At 45.6% G+C, this 18,179-nt stretch carries 8 protein-coding genes; 2 read left to right on the top strand and 6 right to left on the bottom strand.

The features are described from left to right. Positions 1 to 178: 178 nt before the first annotated feature. The 4 genes from AC805_RS01765 to hpsA all read right to left on the bottom strand — a co-directional run bounded on the left by AC805_RS01765 (position 179) and on the right by hpsA (position 13,276). The gene (locus tag AC805_RS01765) at positions 179 to 898 is read right to left on the bottom strand and encodes a prepilin-type N-terminal cleavage/methylation domain-containing protein (RefSeq protein ID WP_055073826.1); all 720 of its coding nucleotides are present in this window, start codon (positions 896 to 898) and stop codon (positions 179 to 181) included. A 30-nt stretch (positions 899 to 928) separates the two neighbouring features. Further along, positions 929 to 2,392 (bottom strand): prepilin-type N-terminal cleavage/methylation domain-containing protein, encoded by a 1,464-nt coding sequence (locus tag AC805_RS01770; protein ID WP_055073827.1) that lies wholly within the window; start codon positions 2,390 to 2,392, stop codon positions 929 to 931. A gap of 21 nt (positions 2,393 to 2,413) precedes the next feature. Continuing rightward, positions 2,414 to 3,244, bottom strand: a complete 831-nt coding sequence (locus AC805_RS01775) for a prepilin-type N-terminal cleavage/methylation domain-containing protein (RefSeq protein ID WP_197278600.1) — start codon at positions 3,242 to 3,244, stop codon at positions 2,414 to 2,416. A gap of 216 nt (positions 3,245 to 3,460) precedes the next feature. Beyond that, positions 3,461 to 13,276, bottom strand: a complete 9,816-nt coding sequence (hpsA, locus tag AC805_RS01780) for a hormogonium polysaccharide biosynthesis protein HpsA (protein ID WP_055073829.1) — start codon at positions 13,274 to 13,276, stop codon at positions 3,461 to 3,463. Positions 13,277 to 13,704: 428 nt separating this feature from the next. On the opposite strand from hpsA, the gene AC805_RS01785 reads away from it, so the two are divergent. Together AC805_RS01785 and AC805_RS01790 are read left to right on the top strand one after the other, a co-directional pair. Then, positions 13,705 to 15,039, top strand: a complete 1,335-nt coding sequence (locus tag AC805_RS01785) for a glycosyltransferase 87 family protein (RefSeq protein ID WP_055073830.1) — start codon at positions 13,705 to 13,707, stop codon at positions 15,037 to 15,039. A gap of 134 nt (positions 15,040 to 15,173) precedes the next feature. Further along, positions 15,174 to 15,980, top strand: a complete 807-nt coding sequence (locus tag AC805_RS01790) for a glycosyltransferase family 2 protein (RefSeq protein ID WP_055073831.1) — start codon at positions 15,174 to 15,176, stop codon at positions 15,978 to 15,980. Here the strand turns inward: AC805_RS01790 and AC805_RS01795 are convergent. Together AC805_RS01795 and AC805_RS01800 are read right to left on the bottom strand one after the other, a co-directional pair. Next, positions 15,926 to 17,386: a phospholipid carrier-dependent glycosyltransferase gene (locus AC805_RS01795; RefSeq protein ID WP_055073832.1), complete on the bottom strand. Its 1,461-nt coding sequence runs from the start codon at positions 17,384 to 17,386 to the stop codon at positions 15,926 to 15,928. The genes AC805_RS01790 and AC805_RS01795 overlap by 55 nt on opposite strands. Before the next feature lie 28 nt (positions 17,387 to 17,414). Next, on the bottom strand, positions 17,415 to 18,179 hold a 765-nt coding region (locus AC805_RS01800; RefSeq protein ID WP_231662395.1), incomplete at its 5' end, for a TVP38/TMEM64 family protein.

Here is an 18,179-nt window from a genome sequence, read left to right on the forward strand (position 1 = left end):
TGTCCTGATACAGTTGGCGGTAGCTATATGTGCTATCAGATACCAGCAATTATCATTATGAAAATTTTGGCTTGATCTGTCGGCAGTTATCGGGAGTTATTGGAATAGCAATCCTTGAAAAGCCTACGTCTTCGTTGACAATTTGACGGTTTGGACAAAGCAAAAATCATAATGAGAATTACTGAGTAGCTACTTGGCATACAGCTGGTTTTTTCCCCGTGGCTAACGCGCCAAGTAAAGTCTGAATTTTAACCCAACTTGTATTCTGAGCACCAGAGGGATTAGATGTGCTGAGGTTAATGCAAATAGGTAGCTGGTTAGAATTAGGATCGTAGATAAAGCCCCTCGCGTCGAACTCAATGTACTTATAGCCATTGGGATCGGTAGGGATATTATTTGCGTTATTCGTTACGGAGGCGAAGACTATGCCTTGATCTAAAGATTGTAGACCTCCATTACTTCTCACGTTATCGAGCCTAAAGGTAGAAGTATCAACAAAGGTAATCCTAGTCCGCGTACTGTAAGTAATGGCGTTTTGGGCAGCGCTCTGAGTTGTTTGGTTATTGTTAGATTGTCTTGCTTTGGCATCGGACTGAGCGGTTTTAATGGCTTGAAAAACTTTGGTTTGCGAAGCATTGAGCCGTTGATTATTCACAAAACTCAACCAAGATGGCGCAGCGATCGCACTAAGGATGCCCACCATAACCATGACTACCAGAAGCTCTAACAGCGTAAATCCGAGAGATTTACCATAGCGATCGCGATGTTTTGAGTATCTGCTTTTAGTTTTCAAGGGTTGGAGATATTTTTTGAGGATATGCGGTAAGTTTCCTAAAAAACAGCCAAATTTGATTAGTAACAATCTTAAATAAGTTCCTAAATTATTAAAGTGGAGCATGGTTCTTTTCCCTGAAATTAGCTGAAATGACTATTGCTTAATGCCAATGGCACTGCGACCAAAGCTACGTACATCTATCGTCGGGAAAAATGTGTTGTTGTTAGCTGTTGGCGGACGAGAAGATGCGGCAACAGGAGGATTGGCTAAGCGAGCTAGGGCAGTACCTCTTAGGTAAACTCTGGCGGTAACGCTTTCAGGAGCTACACATACATAAAAACTACTAAGTTTGGAAGGATTAGATGTTGTAAAGTCGGAAAAGTCAGCGGGAACTCTCTGTGTCACTGCACCAGTTGTATTCGTAAGGGATAGAGGATTAATGTTTCCCACACCCACTGAAGGATCGTCACAGTCGGGGTTGGTAGTAGTAGTTACTCCTGAAATAGTAATGTTCTTGCCGATCGGCACATTAATTCCTGCCGAGGCAACTGCCGTCGAGCCAGTACCTGCGGCGTTACTGTTGCCGCCTTGACTAGAGCTATAGACGGTATCATCCATAAAATCTACGAGACTGACAAAGGGATTGGTTGCAAAGTTAAAAAAATCAAACTTTTTCCATGCTGATGCTTGGGATGACAGACTACCAGTACCCGCAAAACTGACTCGATTAAATCCTTTGTCGGGAACTATAAAATAATTATTAGTATCTTGCTGCGTTACTGGAGTAGTAATCAGTGGCGAGTTAGCAGGAGTGGTAGGGGCTAGATTGCCAGTGCCGTCTCGGTTGGTTGCATTTGTAGTAGGACAGTTTCCCGTATCCGTGATCGACCCGCCAGTACTGCAATACCATTGATAGCCATCCTTTAGTTCCCATCGTAAAATTCGGGCTGTGTTTGACCAAGAAGTACTACCTAAATTTGCATCATTTTTTAGGTAATAGGCGACAAGGGAATTTGTATAGGTTCCCATACCATAGGGAACTTGGTAAGGATTGTTGGTGGTGTTATTTGAGGTACAGTTAGTTAAGGGCTTACTTGTTGGCGCACTTGTCGGATTGTCAATATATGGCATACATCCAACAATCTGCGATGCTCCTGTTTTTGTGTACTTTTGGCTTGAGGCAGGGTCGTAATAATAGCGTTTCCAAAACACTAAAACGGGAGTACATTGATTGCCTGAGTTGCAATCGCCGCTAACAGTTCCGCCATCGGCGATCCCTTGTCGGTGGGGAAGCTGATCGTTGATCGCCGCTAGGGCATCAGCCCCATAAATATAGGTGGCTTCTTGAAGATCGTCAGCAATGTAGCTTATCGCAGCCTGTAGTTCTTCTTGCGCGTTGGCTTTCGCAGTCTCTTTGCGATCGCTATCTAGTACCCCTAGCAAGAAGCTCAGTAGGGTAGCTACCATTAAAGCCGCAATCAAAGAGGCAACTAGCAACTCAATTAGGGTAAAACCAGATACTGAGCCTCGCCGATATTTTTTTAAATATGGAGAATTTGGCGATCGCGATATTCCCTTGCGCTGCCGAGACAATAAATTTTGGAGAAGTTTCTTCATAGCATGGACTCCTTTGCTTTACTAATTTGAACCAGTACCCGTTCGGATATTGTCAAGATTGGAGGCATTAACGGTTGGTAATATCTGCGATCGCATGGTTACTAAAGGGCAATTTCTGGGAAGAGGATTACCAAAAGAAGATTGCCGAGAGCAAGCTGTTTCTGTACCCGTTAGTAGCGTTAAACCACTAAACAGCGCGTCAGCACGATAGACCCTAACTGCTAGCCAGAACCCTTGATTTTTCAAATCCGTAGAAGCCGTAGTCACTGTGTTGAGCGGACCACTCCGCATCGGCTGGATAAAAAAGTTTTGGGGATCGCTATAAAAGTTTTGTGGGTTGGCACTACTATAAGCATTGCCAGTCGGAGAAACGCATATGCCCTGTACAGTGCCTGAAGGAACATTATTGGCGATATTTTGGCAAGCAGTAGTACTGATCGGAAAGGTTGTAAGAGTTGGCGCAACGATTGACTCAAAGGTATATTGAGCTTGAGCATTTGTCGAGCTAGCAACGGCATTACTTTGCACCAAATTGTTGGGGAAATTAGTGGTATCGATTACTCCACCACGCACTGCATCAATATACGATCGCGCCGCTTGGGTTGCCTGATCTACCCGTCGGGAATTAATTCTCGCGGAAGTTGTGAGGGCAACCATCGGGGTAATTGCAGCAATTAAAATTCCGACAACCGCCACTGCCACAAGGGATTCCAGTAAAGAGAAGCCTGAGTCAGCAGGGGATAAAACTTTAGATCGCCCGTTCTTGACGAGATTGGCAAGATGATGGGCGATCGCGATCTTTGATACTTTGTGCAGTTTTTGCATATTTGTTCGAGGAGTTCGATCGTTCATAGATTGAATATTTAGATTGCCCATAATCCACCATCTTTCAAGAACAAGGATAATAACTCAGAATTTTAATTTGAGTTGTAAATAGAGCTTTAATTGGAATTTTACAAGGACTTTAATTGGATATTAATTGGATTTTATTTTAATTGGATTTTATTTAGTAAGGGTGAGAAATAATTTATTGTCTGCCCTTACCAAATAAAATCCAAGGTCGTTACTTTACTTATACACAATGTTGGGTGTGTCACCTGCGGCGGTAGTACCATAGGTTGGCTTATCGCAATCAGTGCGGCGATCGCCTCCTCTCAGGACTCGCTTGACATATAGCGTAGGATCGGTACCTACACTCTGTTTTAAGCCAGCATTAACCGTCGAAGTGTTGGGGCTAGTTGCCGTAGGATCGAGGGGCTCTAGGGCACATAGTAAAGATGTTATCCAAGGGTCGTCACCACTGACTTCCCTAAAGAACTCATTAGCTCCAGCGATCGGGACGGCAAAACGTTGAGCAAAGAGGTCTGGTTGCTGGGTTAATAGACCCACATCGTAGCCCCAGAGACGAATCGGCGCTGCATAGTAGGGAATGTTTTGAGGAGCGCTCGTAATCGATTGGTAAGACAAATCAAAACCACTCATGCCTGCATTCACCAATGAACTAGTGGAGGGTTGCACTGGGTTGATAAAGATAGTCTTGAGATCGCCATAGACGGATCCAGGACCATAGGCTCCACTACTACTTAGTACTAAAGGTGCTGATGCTGCATAGGGCGCAGTGGCAAACTTACTCCGAGAATTTTGGATAAATCCGCCCGATATCTTAATAGGAACGTTATGCCAGTTTTCAAGGAAGCGGACAAAGTTGGCTAAGCCACCACCAGTTTCCCCTGAAGATACTGATGTACTTGGGCTTACCCCTGTGTTTGTCAAATTGATCGAGCTAGAGGTTGTATAACTTACGCCCTTTCTCGATGGCGATGCGCCAGCCACGAAGTAAACATTGACCTCAGTTTTGGTTGGACGCATTGTCCATTGTCCAGTGCTGGAGGAAGGCGCTCCGTTAATACCATTGCCAGTATTATCAGCTTGAGCGATCGTGGTTGCTGGACTGGTGACATTCGGGAAGTGAAGCTGTAGTACTGGTAGCAATGCAGGTTGATTTACCTGAGTCATGGCTGTCATCAGGACATTGTCACTAATCATAGATTCAATGCCATAAAATCCTAAGAACCTTACACCTCTGAATGAAGTATAGCCGTCCAAAACGGCGAAGTCGGTAGTATTGGATGAGTTAGCCCCACTGCTTGGCATCGTACCGATAAAGTTACCAGTCAGTACACTTGGTTGTCCTACCGTACCAGCAAAAGTTACATTGGCAGCGCCTATACTGTTTGTACCAGTACCTGTACTAGTTAGATCGATCGCCGTACCACCTAAGGTATTTGCAAGCTGGAAAGTGCCCGAAGCAGGGACGGCATTTATAACGTAGTAGACCTGTGGACTATAGGTTCCTCCAGTGCCTAATCCTGCTGGAAGAGTTCCAGTAGTAGATACATAAACTGGCTTGCCATTAGGGAAATTGGCAGCTGATGCAATTGGAATTGTAATTGTATCGGTGGAGGTGTTGACCGCCGTAATCGATGGATTGGCGCTAGTTCTGGGGAAGACCCAGAAAATATTATTCGGATTGACTCCATCCAGCAGTACGCGGAAGCTATTAAATACAATGTCTTCGCTTGCATCAGCCATCATAATGAAGACGGGATCGTCTCCACGGCGGATACTGGTTGGCGTACAAGTGCTGTCATTACCTGTAACCGAATCGGCGCAGTTGGCTCTAAATGTCAACGTACCTGTGAGCGTTCTGGTATTAGTACCAGGGATCACCGTACCGAGATTGTTCAAGTTATAAACGTGAACCTTATTATTGGCGAAGGTATTTATTGCTCTCAAGGACAGATTGATATTTCCACTAATATTCCCCGAACCACTAGTCAGAGCGGGAGTAGTATTAGAAGAGTTTAGCGCTGCCCCGCCTGGAGTTAACGATAGCCTAAAGGTTGTCGGTAAATAGGGTGCGGTTGTAGTAGAGTCTTTTGCCGCAATTACATCGCGAACATAGTAAGTAGTATAGGTTGTCAGCCCGCTGGGAGCACTAGACAATACTACAGGTTGGTTATTTACCAAGTTATGTCCATTCGTGACTGTGATTTTACCCGTTGCAGTATCCGAAGTACCTATGGTAAAGGGTGTCTCGGCAAATGTACCGAAATTGAGTGGACGCAGATCGGCGGTTGGATTAGTACTCGAACCACTGCTATTAGTGGAGACATTTGGCGATAGAGCTACGAAAGCATTGACTCCAGTATTTCCTGGAATCAGTTGAGCGCTGCGCAAGCCTGTACCACCTGTATAAGCTCCCGCCGTGAGTGTCGGAGCCGTACCCATAAAGTTAGCGATCGCTGCACTTGGGCTACCCGTTCCTGTCGCACAATTACCAGTGGAAATATTGTATTGAGTTGAGGTGACTGCGCCAGATTGGTTTCTGAATTGTTTGTCTACAGCCTGATATGCATTGGTGCTACCAGTACCGCCACATACGGTATAGGTAGTAGCTGGGGTCACCCCGCTTGTGGTGTTGCCACTGCTGCTGTTGTCGCTGGGGAAATGGGGGTTATAGGGAAGGTTTAAATTGAGTAGATTGGTTGAAGAGTCCGAAGGAGTACTGGAGTTATAACTAAAGATCTTTTTAGTGCAACGAGCATCGACGCTACCATCCGTTGAGTCAATACAAACCGTTTCAGGTAATATTAACCTACCCATCGAGTTCAGGTTCGCCTTTAAATCGCCAGAGAAGCCACCGCCAATTGCAGGGAAACTAAGGTTATTGATAAAGAGATTATTAGTAGAATAGACAACGCCATTGCTTTCTCCGAGCCAATTATTATCGTAATAAGCTGAGCGATACCACAGAGTCTTATCCACTGTCGGAGGTCTAGAATTGCTCATTTGCGAGTTGTTTCCATTGCCAGCATTAGTATCAGACAAGTCTCCTGGCAGCATCGGTGTCTCACCTTGAGATTGAGGCAAAGGCGGAATATCAGGGAAGATCTTGGTGTCTCTTGTAGTAGTAGGCGTTCCGCTGTTGTCGATGCCATTGAGTGGATAGATCTGGAGCTGCCCCGATCCTGATGAAGAAGGATTTATGTCTGGTGTAGTTGGATTAGTGATGGCTACGGCATAAGTGGAGGCAAGCTGGAATGTATATGATGAATTGTTTTTCGATACATTGGTAACGTAGTAAATAGTCCCTGCGGTTAACCCTGAAGGTAACGACCCACCGCTATTAACTGTTAGCGCTACAGGTTGACCAGCGAGGAAGTTATTTCCTAAAGCTGTAAAGTAGTTGGATGTGGTATCGAAGGTGAAATAAAGTCCATTACCCCAAACATATTGCCCGATCGCACTACCGCTGTTGCCATTCCATGATGGAGCCGTGAATCCGCGAGGATAGGTGTCTGACGAGGTGGGTGTGTGATAGAAGGGATAGGCGGCCGCAGGAGGCGCAATGATCGATAAGGGCATACCCGCCACTCCCTTAGCATGTTTGCTAGATAGATCGGGCAAGCTTGCAAATACGGGTTGATTGGGTAGCGAAGATCCACCACCACCCTTAGGTGTTGCTGTGACTGTAGGTGTGGCTGTAGGCGTTGCCGTAGCCGTTGGCGTGTTGCTAGGAGTGGCTGTTTTGCTAGGAGTGGCTGTGTTAGTAGGCGTTGCAGTTTTTGTCGGAGATGGTGTCGCAGTGGGTGTTGCGAAAGTAGCAGTTACCGTAGGTGTCGGCGTGAGACTTGGTGTGTTAGAAGGCGTTGCTGTAGGACAAACTGAGTTAGCTGCAACGTAGATGTCATCGTTATTATCAAGAACTGTAGTGGTGTTACAGTTAGCGCTACCACTAAAGGTATTGGGATTATCGTTAGTGATAATGCCACGTCGTAGAGATTGACTCGAACTACTCGAACTAGCTGCCGTTGGCGCAACTCCAGTGGCAGAATAGCCACCCCCTGCTGCACCTGATGCATAAACTACGTTACTGCCGTTGATGTTGTCGATACTGACTCTAAACTCTTCGGATGGTAATTCATCGGAGCTGTCGCGAACGACCAAGACCGATAGGGTTTTGATGTCAGGATCGTTATCGGGAGAGGGCACTGAAGAACGCCCCGTCCATGACACCGTCGTTGTACAGGAAGGATTAATCGGGGCAGTAGCAGTGATGGGGTCACAAGTATAGGCTCCACCTGCGGCTACACCATTGATGGCGACAGACGAGACATTGTAAAAAGCATTGAGGTAATCAGCCTTGGGCGTAGTGATCACCTGAGTGCCAGTACCCGTATTGGTAAGGGTAATGGGAGTGCCACCTGCAGTATTTGCTAGTTGGAAAGAAGAACCCGAAGGATTGACAACGTAGTATGCAGTTTCTGGAAGTAAGGGAGCGGGAGGCTTAGAAGAAGAACCACTACCAACAGCACCGACAGCTACGCGCGTACCAGCTGCTAAGGATCCTGAGCTTAAGGTTAATGTGCTACCACTAACCGTATAGGTGGGTTTTGTGTTTACTGCCAAGGTGGAGTTGGGGGGAGCACCTACAGTAGTTTGACCGTTATACCCTGCATAGCCAGTATTATCCGTTATTAAGGGGAAGGGATCGCCCACGACCCCAGGATAAGTATTATAGGCAGTCGTACCATTGGTAGCAGTAGCCAAGGTTGGAGTACGGGGGAATAGGGTGACCTTAACGCTAACCGTTTGACCTGGTTGCAATGACGCACGATTGTTCAAGCGAACGCCAAAGTCAAACCGTTTGTAAACGGTGTTGTTAGTGCTGCGTTTACCATTAGAAACGCCATTGGAAGATATACTTTGTCCCAAAGTATTATCAAGACTATTCGTGACATTACCAGTGGTATTAGGTGAAGCTGCCGTATCGCTAGAGCCTGATAAATTTGGAGCGGGCAATGTTGAACCTATCTGGGTCTCAAGGGCACCGATGGAAGCTGTCGTAGTACCGTTTTGATTTCTTCTCCGACCTTCTGGTAGTGATATATCGCCAGCACTAAAACTACCACTAGACATACTACCCAGCTCGACAGTCATTCCCGAATCTGGACAACCAACTGTCCCGTAACTATTTTGGGTACTGAAGCTAAAAGGCGCGCCTAAAGAACCCATGAGCATGGGGTAGGTATAGCCTGTGGCAAGATTGCCATTGTTCACGCCGATAGGCAGAGGCCAAGATTGGTTGCTGCCTGGGCAACTGCTGGCAAAAATTAGTTGCTCGTTACCATCTTGATAGATATCGTCAAAACGGAGGAATGACAAACGACGAGCATAGCGCCAGTCACTCGGAGCAATATAGCGCGGTGCAGCGGCAGGGGTAGAGATCGTGGTGCTATTTGCCGTAAAGTCTGGTAGCGTAGTCGTTCCCGCACCGTCCTTAACCCAATCGGAGAAGGTACATTCAGTGACAGGGATTTTGCGGCATATCTCCATGCCGTACTCATTAAAGTTAATGCGTCGCTGTACGGGCGTAACGCCGTTAGCGTTGTAGCTAGCCATGTTGCCATTAACTGGAGTGGAGGACTGCGGCGATCCCATCCAAGTCGTGCTAGTCGTACCCGTGCCACCATCAGAGTTAAGCGGAATTAGCCAAGGAGAACTGGTGACGAAGTTGTTGTTAAAGAAGCCATTCCGTCGCAGATCGAGAACGTAGCTACTATCCTTGAGGGTGTCGCTGTTATAGAGAGAAGGGTTTAACTGTGACTGCCAGTTGATGCTCGTAGAGGTGTTGGCATTATTGCGTAGGTCAAAGTCGCCATCACTGCGATAGCCATCACGGAAATTAGCGGATAGAACTGTGACTGCATCGGCTAAAACCGTCGTCGATCGCCATTCATCGCCAGTCGTACAGTTGGAATTAGAACCAGGTCTGCAAGCAAAATTTCCATTGAGCTTGTCACTAGCTCCATTATTCGCATGACGAGTGTAGAAATTATTCCATACCGCTGTGAGTTCCGCCGTTGTAGGAGGATTGGATAGGGTTTCATTGAGGATTTTGGTAAATTCCTGCTGGGTATGTTTGTTAAATCCAGGCGTGGCACTGGCGCTCGCAGGATCGTACTGAGCCTTAACATAAACGGGGTTGTTGGAAACTAGGGTTAGCCCCTTTTCGCCCAAGGTGGCAGTAGTCCAAGGATAACTCGCATAGGTGGTACTAGAAACAGCAGCACTACCATTGGTGTTACCGAGGTTGGCGGTGTTAAGACTGCTCCGCCATAGCCGCAGTCCATTGATCAGGCGAATGCCACTAGGCTTGCGGGTGGGATCGAGCAGAAAATCCGTGGAACTTAGACTGCTTTGATCGGTGCTGGTGGTTGAGGTGGGATTGCCGCTACTATCAACCTTGTAATAGCTTAAGTCAGGTAATGCATCTTCACGGCTAGCGTAGACGATGCCACTGTAGGGTAGCAAAAATTCGGTAGCAACCCCTGTAGAGTTGATCGTGCCTGTGACAGTAGATCCTCGCATCCGATCCATGTCTATATCTGTGGTACGGATTTCCAGGGGTTGGCGTTGCTCGATTTCTAGATCGTAGATATCGCCGCGATTTTTAGTTGCAGTTGTACCCGTAGCGTATAGCCCACCCGTTGAAGTGGTGTTGTTGCCATTCGCGCCTTCGGTGAGGGATTCATTGCGATTGAGGGACTTAACTTCTCTACCATCAAGGAAAGCTGCTTCTCTAAAAGTGCCGTGGGGTAGTTGAATACCTGTAATAGGAGTGGGAGGGGTGCCTGTGGCTAAGTTAAGAGTCGTATCGAGAATCTGTAAGGCACAGAGATTGGCATCAAGGGTTGATTGCTGTGGCAGTGTGAGCTTTGCTGCTGCCGCCGTTGACACGCCTTGGTCGTAGACGATCTTTTTGAGTACTTCCCGTAGATTCGGATTGACAAAGCGTCCATTAGGGAAGATTAGGTTGGCTTGATAGCCAAGGCGATCGCTCAGATTGGCGGTTTTGTCACCAGGGTTGCGAGCCTTGTCCGCAAATTTGTAGATATAGGATGCAGGCGTACTGATGGAATTGTCGTAAAACAGCCCAGTGCTGTTGTCGTATTTAATGTTGGTAAAGTCTACGCTCGTATCGGAGGCGGTTTTGCCAACTACATAGACTAAGCCATTATTCGAGCGTCCACTGCCTCCACTATTCCAAGGCGCACCAGAGTAATTCTTTGCCGTGCCTGAGTTGGTGGGATCGTAGTAGCTGCTGACACAGGCGATCGGTCTTTGGTAGGTTGTGGGCGCTCCCACTGCGTTATAAGTACTATTTTTATAGTGATAAATTGCCGAGGCACGCATTTGCAGATCGCCCTTGCGACTATCGCTCGCGTTTCCGCTTGTCATGGGCATGGAGTCTTGCCAGACTACATAGTTGCGAGGTTCTCGTTCGCCATCCGTATTGGTGTCGTAGACTGGATCGCGAGCTGCTGCAAAATAAAGTTCGTTAAAAGCCGTAATCGGATTGTCTTGAGGCTGACCGTTCCAAAGGGGAGCGCTAGATTCATCTATCTTGAAGCCTGTATTTGTAATATCTTGAAATCCAGTGCGGAAACGAGATAGGAAAGAATCTTCAGGTCTACGGCTATAGATACCTGCATTGGTGACTACCCTGAGTCCGCCTGTTTGAGGAGAAGTGCTAGGAGTGGTGTTAGATGGGTTCGTCGGATCGGTAATGGTGGGATCGGCAGCAGCCGAGAGTTCCCAAAATCCGCCGCGATCGGTTACGCCCAAATTACTGAGAGGAATAGACTGGGTGTATCGATAGCGGGGGACGGAGCCTGCAGTGCTTTCATTGGGATCGTTCCAGAAGACCGATGAATTTGTGGTGATATAGTTTTGCTGCGAACTGCTTACATATCCCAGAATATTGGTACTAGGATTGACGTAAAGCCATTGAGCGGGGAAGCCGTTACCTACCAAGACGCGATCGCCCAGCATTCTCTCGCTAGAATTGGCGGTTACATAGCTGGGATCGCTAGCGGCAAGTGCAAGACGATTGGTTACCGATGTTGGTCTTAGGAGGGTATAACCATTGGCTGTATCGGTGATCGCGCCTTTGCCGTCAAAGCCTGTACCTGTGGCTGGATCGTAGGAACTAGCGGCTTTACCAAAATTAGTATTGGCGTAACTAGGCAACATCCAAGTGACTGGTGGCGCTAAATCGGGGGCGTTAGGAAATCCAGGAACGGCAATTTCTGTTAATAAAGTTGAAGGAGTGGTGTCTGTTCCTTGAAAGGCAACTTCGCGGAATGAGACCTTGTGAATGCGAGCGCTAAAATAAGTCTGATAGGCGGCAATTCTAGCGGCATTCACTTCCGCTTGAGAAGATAAGGCTCCGTCTTTAATGCGATCGACCAGATCGGCTTGGACGGAGGTGGGATCTTGTTTGCTGGCGTAATTGAGGTTGCTAGTACTAAAGTTTGATGGGATGGGGAAGGTGACAGAGACAGCGCCACGACCAGCGATCGCCGCGTTTACCAATATGTTAATGCGATTGTTAAACGCAAAGTCATTGAGTGACAAATCGGAGCTAAGATTGCCCGTTACGCTACTATCAACACTCTGGGTAGTTTCATCAATTAGTTTGACCCCTCCAGTAGTCGTATTTGGTGGTTTCCCTGCGCCCAAAAATAGGTGTACCTGTACATTACCCGTAGCGCTGGAGGTCGTTCCAGTTTTGTCTGGTGAGAGGGCTGTCGTATCGGTATAAACGGCATCTCCTTCGACGACGTTACCAGCGACAACCATCTGGCTGTTTCCTTCGGTGTAATAGCAGGAACCAAGCAAATTGGGGTTTGTGGGGTCATCTCCTGAGCTACTGACTTGATAAAAGGTAATATTGCGACTATTGCCTGCACCTACCATGAGGTTGCCAGCGCTATAAATTCTGCCATTAATACGGAAGGTGGCAACGTTAACTAGTTCGGTATCACCTTCAAAGAAAACGGCGTTATTGTTTTGAGGCGATCGCGCACGGTCTTGTTGTAGTTCTACCGCACTAATCGCTTTGGGTCCTGTATATAGCTCATACAGAGCTTGTTGAGAGGGATTAGCAGGAAAACTTGCCGTATCGGTAATGGGGACGGTAACTGCATATATAAAGAAGGCTTTGCGGAGTTTATTATCTCCAGAAGTTGACCAGCCTCCATTGCTAGCGATGTTCGTCAATCCACCCGTGGAAACACAAGAACCTGAGAGGGTGGTTTCATCCATGGGCAGGGATCGGGACTCAATGGGAACAATTGGGCGATCGCTTACGGATGGGGGACGGGCACGGAAGAGAATACTGTACAGACCATAGGAGTCAAACTTGCCATTATTGTTGGTATCGATCGGGTACTTCCAAGCCGTCGATACATATTCCCGATTTTCAATTTTGTTGCCAGTGATACCTGTCGTTGCACTGATATTGCCGTCTGGGCTAGAAGTTGCCGTACCCGTAGAACCAACAGGGGTCAAGAAATCGTATACAAGTTGGAGGCGGGTTTCATCGGGTAATGTATATTTGCCACTGTCGGCGGACATGACAGTGTCTAGAGTGAGTTCTGGCGGTGTGGTACGAGGCAAGTTGCTGTCATTTAGGAGCGCGTTAATTTTCGCTCTGGCTCGGTCAACAACGGGAGTCGCTGCACTCCGAAAAACCTGCTCAGTACGAGCATTGGATGCGCTTTTGGCTCGTTCGGAGGTTCTCGCAACAGTCGTAACCACCAATAGAGTGACAATTAAGGTTACTAAGGTCACAGTTGGTAATACAAAGCCAGCCGCGCTGCCTTTCCTTTGTCCCTTTGATGCTCCTAATAATTGCCGCACAAATCGGCGGCTGATGCGAATAGGACTACCGATCTTATTCAGCCATTTTCTTAACTTGGCGATAAACTCGGCAAAGAAGCGATTGATTTTACGGCTTTGTTTAGAATCAGACATAACTTTTACCAACCTGACTGCAATATATTACCCAAGCAAGTTACAAAAGTTGCAATTATTTTGATTGGATATTGCAAGAACCATAATGGTTTGTGGAAGCGCACCCCAAAGGGGTACGCTTCCACAAACCCAAAAATCTACAAATGATTTAGGATAGCTATATTTTAAATTTCAACTTTAAATAGCGATCGCTATTTACGCTATTTAAATGATCGCTAATATCAATTCACGAAAGTGTGACAAAACCTTTGTGGATTGGTATTAGTGAATTAAGATTTACGAATTAAGATTTACGAATTAAGATTTACGAATTAAAAACCAAACCTAGTAAGGGTTTGAAAAACAAATAAATGGCTATGCCATTTTTAGTTTTGGCATAAGGCGATCGCCTAAGATATCTTCAACTCCAACTCGAATGAGACGATTGCATGATTAATATCGCTAAAGCCCCATTAGAACTAAATTCGCGGAGATTTTATCTAGGGCTAGCGCTCGCTCTAGGTTTGCATTTATTTTTGATTAGCTTGCCAATTGCCTTTTGGGTAGATATGAACCTATATAAGGCTTGGTCAATCGATATGGTGCAACAAGGATTTGCCAATTTCTATAATTACTCAACTAACTGCGACTACCCACCTGCTTATCTCTATGTACTATGGTTGATTGGCAAGATCTATCAATTCTTCGATCCGAGTTTTAGTCATACAGATGGATTACTGTTAACGATCCTAATTAAAATCCCTCCAGTATTGGCGGATATTGCTTCCGCGTTTTTGATCGCCCAAATTTTGAAAGCCCATACTTCCGTTGATAAGGCTTATACAATGGGGCTAATCTATGCTTTTAATCCTTTAATGCTATTTGTATCCGCAGTTTGGGGACAGGTGGATGGGATTATGACTTTGTTGATGCTATGGGCGTTTTATTTGATTCAACAAAACCATATTGTGAGAGCGGGGCTGCTCATTGCCGTGATGGTGATCGTCAAACCGCAAGGACTTTTTTTTGCCCCATTTTTAGTTCTATCTCAATGGTTTCGTCAAACTTGGTGGAAATGGGGGGCAATTACTGCGGGGGGAGTAGTTGCCATCTGGTTGATTATCTTGCCATTTTATGAGGTGGGCTCGACCGCAGTGGTTGGTATGATCAACCCATTTTTATCTCTATATAAATTACTTAGGGCTACGGCTGATTACTATAGTTTTGCTTCAGTAAATGCATTTAATTTTTGGGGTTGGGCGAATTGGATACGCGACTATACGACCTTCGGTGGGTTTAGTTATAAGGTAATTGGGCTCTGTCTTTTGGGCATACTTCTGGGGTGGTTGGCGATATTTCTATATCAGCAACGTCATCATCAAGCCCAATTTGCTGGGCAATGTCTAGCGCTTTCGACTATGCTATTCGGCTTTTTTATGTTGCCGACAAGGATGCACGAACGATACATGCTATACGGATTGGCTTTTTTGGCGATCGCGATCGCCTTGATTCCTGTCGTTAGGTGGCTTTATTGGGGATTGACATTGACAGGTGCTGTAAATGTAGGTTACGCCTACCTCCGATATAACTATGAAGACTTGTTTTATGCAATTCCCGAAATATGGCTACAAAGCGTAGTCTATATAACCAGTGCTGTAAACGTAACCTTGTTTGCCCTGATGCTGTTCCATACATTTCGTATGTTTCGCCAGCAATCACAGCAATCACAGCAATCACAGCAATCATTGTTATCTGTTCCTTTAACATCGGAGGGAAGTCGCTAAGTAAGTGGGCTTAATTAAATATAAAACCCCAAAACCTGCGCCGCAGGTTTTGCACCAGTTCACGAAAGTGTGACAACAATTTTGTGAATTAAAAACTAAACGTTTGCGCCTTTGATATTTGAGCCATCAACCCTATGAAAAACTTGCTATCTTTATCTGTTGTTCTCCCTGCCTATAATGAAGCTGAAAATATTGGTTTGACGATCGCCTCTGCGGTGAAGTACTTAAGCGATCGCCAGATCTGTTACGAAATTATTGTGGTAAATGATGGTTCTATCGATGCAACTCCTGCGATCGTGACAGATTTAGCCAAGCAAAATCCTCAAATTCGTCTAGTCAACCATCATCGCAACTTGGGCTATGGTTCGGCTCTACGCAGTGGATTCGATCGGGCTTTGCATGAATATATTTTCTTGACCGATGGTGATGGACAGTTTGACATCAGCGATCTGGATCGTTTCTTGCCATATATTCAAGATCGTGAAGGGAATTTATTGTCAAAAATCGTGATTGGCTACCGCGCAAAGCGAGCCGATTTGTTTATCCGTTCTGTCAATGCGTGGCTCTATCATATTTTCATTCAATGGGTATTGGGCATCAAAGCTAGGGATATTGATTGCGCCTTTAAATTATTTCCTCGCCAGATATACCAATCGATCAAACCGATTAAATCTGATGGAGCCTTGTTTAGCGCTGAGTTTCTCTCTAAATTAGAGCATTTTCTCCTACGGGAACCATCCCTATCCCCCATTATTGAGCTACCAGTGCAGCATTTCCCGCGCCGATTTGGTAAGGCTACTGGGGCAAATATTAAGGTGATTCTCAAAATGTTTTGGGAATGCTGGCAGTTAAAAAAAGAATGCCATAGGGAATGCAATGATGAAAATCAGATCCAATTAAAGCCTGGCACGCTATCTGGCATAAACCACATTCGCTCGTAAAAAGCACTATGGGATATGGGCAAACCAATCCAAATCGGTAAAAAGAAAATTTGGCTTAATAGGACTAAGGCGATAATTACATAGCCTAAATAACTAACTATTCCCTTTTTATCGAGCATCTGGCTGACAATCCATGCTAAAGCCACAAAGCTAAAAGCTGCCGATGATAAATAGTGATATACAAAGAGGCATCGCTTTACGAGCAGCCAAGGTGCGTAGTTGGCGAAATATCCCAAAAGCAAATAGTTATTACTGCCAATATTAGAAAGTTTTTGAAACTTCGGTAAAAAAGAGGTAATAGTTATGAAAACTATGGCGATCGTCGAAAACCACCACAAAATTGGATTTCCCAGCCCCTGCATCACCGTAAAATACCCATCTCGGTCTTGAAAATAATAACCGACAGTTCTGGCTAAGACTGGCCATGAAATTACCGTCGAACAATAGGGATGGGAGGGGTGTTCGGGAGTACTAATCATTTCTGCGGTATTGTGCCACCAGATAATATGATTTTGGACTCTCACTAACGATTCCCAAAATGAGTGGATTGCCCCTAAGCCCGTTTCAGGAGCAACTCCGCCTGGATTAAGTATAAATAGGGGGAGCCATTGGACTAAATAGAATGCTAACGGAGCTAATACGAAGCCAAGGATATATTGCCACCAATGCAGCGTCGTAATTTCTCTAAAAATCCCTAGTTTGGCTAAATTCTTGGGGAAGAATTTGGCAATTATCCATACTAATGAGACAACTAAAAATACTAATAGGCTAAATCCCAAACCATTCCACTTTACGGAAACCGAAGCGCCGAGCATTAGCCCTGCACAACAAAGAAGCCATGTACGTAATTTACCTTTTTGTTCTAAAGCTGCTATTAAAAAAATTTGTGAGGTGATTCCAAAGGAAACCAAAAATATATTTAACAACCCCGTGCGGGATTCTACTAAAAATAAGCCATCGCTACAGAGGAACAGACCTGATAGTAAGGCAAAATTACGTTTGTGAGTTAGACGATAAACCAATCCAATCAATAGCAGCGGCGCAATCGAGCCAAAACAGGCACTCAGAAGGCGATAACCAATTTCATTACGCCCAAATATTAGGATACCTAGCATGATGAAAAACTTACCTAGCGGCGGATGCCCTTCCCAAGTCGGATTGCCATCTAGATATTCTTCCGCATATTTGCCGAACAGAACTTCATCAAAAATGGGATAGGGAACTGTCCCTAATTGCCAAAAATGTAGCAATGCCGCGATCGCAAAAATCCCGACTGCACCCAAGATTAAATACAAATCCCATGAAGTTTGATGATTGTTAAGACTCCCCAAAGCGTTTTTTTCTGAATTCTGTTCAGAGGTAGGCTCAGATTTTTTCTTCTGTAGGGGCTTCTGTAAGTTCTGCATAATTATCCTGCAATACTATCCTGCAATACTATCCTGCAATACTTTGATCTGTTTTGTGGTCGGTGTTATCTGCGGGCATTACTTTTTGAGAATGCTGATACCAAGTGCCTGCTGCGATTAGCATTGCTAATCCTAAACTGCTTGCCAATAAAGGTAGCACATCGTGATTTGAACTCATTTGTACGCCAGTACTACCGAGAAATACAAAAGGGGCAATCCCCAGCGGCGTTCCTAATAAAGTACCGATCAAGTAATCACGCTGTCTGATCGGACTCAAGCCTGCGGCAATGCTGACTACGCCATAGGGAATTAAAGGAAATAGCCTTGAGGCAAAGGAATAGCCTATCCCTCCAACCACCAAGCCCTGCCCTACTTTTGACCACCGCTCCTCAAGGCGCATAAATCTGCTTCCCAACGATCGCGCTAACATAAACCCTAATAATGCTGAAAGTAAAGCCCCCATAGATGTGAGCAGCAAACCTTCGACACCACCATAAAGTGCTCCCCCAGCAATATTAAAGGCTGTTACGGGTAGAATCAGCAGAGTGGCGATCGCGTAGGCAAGTACAAAAATCATATCTCCCCAAGCCCCCGATGCTTGAATGACATCTTGAATTTTGATCAGCCAATCGATATGAATAATTGCGAACCAACCACTAGCGATCGTGCAGACACAAACTATAGCGATGAGGATTTTTTTATTGCGATTCATGGGAAATAAATTAGCTTCTTTAGGCTTCTTTAGGTAAGTGGGCTTAATTAAATATAAAACTCTAAAACCTGCGGCGCAGGC

The organism is Pseudanabaena sp. 'Roaring Creek' (assembly GCF_001402795.1).
Taxonomy (GTDB): Bacteria; Cyanobacteriota; Cyanobacteriia; order Pseudanabaenales; family Pseudanabaenaceae; genus Pseudanabaena.